We start from the raw sequence: 3,077 nt of genomic DNA on the forward strand, positions 1-3,077 counted from the left end.
CAGCTTGCAAGAGCAGCTCAAAGTCATCAAGTTGATTTACGTGTAGTTTACTTCTGAGCAAGACCGCAAACAGATTGATCAGATGTTGGACCCTACCCATCTCCTCTGGCAGGGAGAAGTTGTAGCAGGCCAAAGAGGAGTCCTTTGCTATCTAAGCAGGGCTTGCTTTGTCGACAACAATTCAAGCCTTGGAGGAGAGACTTAAGGTTATGAACTCAACCATTATCGTTACGGCTGCTGACAGCAAGTTTTTTGAATTGGTTCAGGGGACCATTCTCTCCATCCGAGAGAAACCTCAGGGGCACTCTGTAGATATTGGATTCTTGGATGTAGGCTGTACACCGGAGCAGTTGCAATGGATAGGTCAGTACGTTGACCACATTGTTGAGCCAGATTGGAACTATGATATTCCCGACATTGATAGACAACCCAAGTATCTCAAGGCACTAGTTTGTAGGCCTTTCCTTCCTGAATACTTTCCAGGCTATGAAGTTTATATTTGGATCGATGCAGATGCTTGGGTGCAAGACTGGTCTGCAATTGAGCTTCTTACCCTGGGAGCAAGATACAAAAACCTTGCAGTTGTTCCTGAGTTGCTAGATACTCTCTTCCATCCCTATCCATTTTCGGTTCAAGCTTTTCGCCGCTCGGAATACATCAAGTACTTTGGAGATGTAGATGTATATAACCACCTATACATAAGACCATTTCTAAATAGTGGTGTATTCTCTGGAAGTAATTCCGGTATTCACTGGGTAGCATGGAAAAACAGACTGAGCCAAGCTATCTCTATGAGCCGCGATCTATCCTTCTCAGATCAGTGTTCTCTAAACCTGGCTATTCATAATGACTTAGGGATAGATAACGTTCAAATTTTACCATTGTTTTGTAACTGGACAGTTCATAGTAAACTACCTCTATGGGATCCAAAAAGAAAGCTCTGGGTTGAGCCTTGGAAGCCTTACATCCCTTTAGGAATTCTACACATTACTACCAAGCAAGCTAAGGATAGAAAAACTCATGTAGCTAATACTACCGATGGCTTCAAAGTTGAAGCCAGTCTTTGGTATCCTAGAAGCCATTCTTCTCCAATCAGAAGGTATGACTATGTATCAGCTAATCAAAAGAAAATATATCTCGACTACAGCTTCCCTCTAATGACTGCTATCGATCCAGGGCCTCATCCCTGGCCTTATCTACGGAAAGAAGTTCCTCACCTTTGTACTGCGGATTTGCGTCAACCTATTATCGGCTTTGTTAGTCGAGACGAGGCTCATATTCTGTACAATACTGCCCTTAAGCTACAAGGAAAAAACGCCCTAGAGATCGGCTGTTGGCTAGGTTGGTCAACTGCGCACCTGGCGGCAGGAGGAGTTATTCTCGATGTGGTAGATCCTGCTCTGGCCGATCCCCAGATTTATGGAAGTGTGGATCAATCTCTTCGCTCGGCTGGAGTTCGCTCTAATGTCAATCTCTACCCTGGCTATAGCCCAGGGAAGGTGGAGGAGATTGCCCAGCAAGAGGATTGTCGCTGGTCTCTGATTTTCATCGATGGGAATCATGACTCACCAGCCCCCTTGCAGGATGCTCAAGTGGCAGAGCGCTATGCTGCTGAGGATGCCTTGATTCTGTTTCATGATCTAGCCTCGCCGGATGTGGCTGAAGGTTTGAATTACTTGAGAGACAGGGGCTGGAACACGATGATTTACCAGACCATGCAAATTATGGGAGTGGCCTGGCGAGGCAATGTCAGGCCCGTTGAGCATATTCCAGACCCTGCTGTGAATTGGACATTGCCAGAGCACCTCAAGGACTATCCGGTCTGTAACCTTGAGTTGTCTAGGGTGCTAGAGAAAGTTAAATCTTTTACCTTGCTGGGCTTTGAGCGTCTTTGGAGCCTTTATTCACTGGCTAAGCAGGTTTGTGAAGAAGACATTCCTGGGAACTTTGTAGAATGTGGTGTTTGCAGGGGTGGAAGCTCAGCTTTGCTGGCCTGGGTGATTAAGAACTACAGCCGTCGACCTCGCAAGCTATATGCTTTCGATACCTTCTCAGGTATGCCTGATCCAACAGAGGTGGATCGAGATTATCGAGGAGTTGCTGCCAACGATACGGGTTTTGGATCCGGTGCTTTAGCGGCACCCATTTCGGAGAACTTAGAGGTGATTGCCAGGGAACTAGGGGTCTGGGATCTAATTGTTCCTGTGCCGGGGCTGTTTGCCGACACCTTGCCTATCTATCGAGATCAAGTGGGCGAGGTTGCTCTGCTGCATGCAGATGCTGACTGGTATCAATCAACGATGGATATTTTTCATCATTTCTATGATCAGGTTCATTCCCAAGGATTCATCCAAATCGATGATTACGGACACTGGCAGGGATGTTGGAAAGCTGTTCATGACTTCGAGCAGGAAATCGGAGCCTTTTTCAGGTTGCATAGCGTCGATTACACAGGAGTTTGGCTGAGTCCTTCTGAGAACTGGCTAGTGGTTAGAGATGGCCTAACAGAAATCTCTAAATCAGAAAGGATCCGCCTGAGCAAGATCAACGTGGGCCTTTTCCCCTACTGGGAAATGGAGACAGAGCAGCTTATCCAAGAACTGGAGGGCTTGCTGGAGCCAATTCTGCGCAGTCCTCAGCCAGAAGACTATGCTCTGATCTTCCTAGGGGATCCGGATCCGCAACTGGCCAATCAAACTCTGGAGATAGCTGCAGGCAACATAGCTCTCAGGCTCATGGAAGAGGGGTTAGAGCTCAGTAGAGAGCCGTTCTGTTCAGTGGTAGCTGGCTTGAACCCCTATCAATGGGAGAGACTTATTCCCCAACTCAACTATCGCTATCACTTGAAGCGGGAGCGCTATCCCAAGGGATTACGGCCTGCTATTCAAAAGCTACCTGTGTTGCTGTTGGCCTCCTAGGGATCCATCTGTTGTCTTGAGTTACTTGGCTGTCTACAGGGCGTCTGGATCTACCCCTAGCTCTCGTAGCTTCCGGGCCAGGCGCCCTGCCCGTTGTTCGGCCTGCTCAGCCCTTTGCCGCTCCAGTTCGGCCTCGGTGGGTACCAGTTCCCCAGCAGC

At 48.0% G+C, this 3,077-nt stretch carries 1 protein-coding gene; it reads left to right on the forward strand.

Annotated features, from left to right (window positions below; all coding sequences use genetic code 11):
* Positions 1-209: 209 nt before the first annotated feature.
* Positions 210-2,918 (forward strand): TylF/MycF/NovP-related O-methyltransferase, encoded by a 2,709-nt coding sequence (locus tag NW838_RS12170; protein WP_414428117.1) that lies wholly within the window; start codon positions 210-212, stop codon positions 2,916-2,918.
* Positions 2,919-3,077 lie beyond the last annotated feature (159 nt).

This window comes from Synechococcus sp. R55.2, from assembly GCF_047462075.1.
In the GTDB taxonomy this organism is placed as follows: domain Bacteria; phylum Cyanobacteriota; class Cyanobacteriia; order Thermostichales; family Thermostichaceae; genus Thermostichus.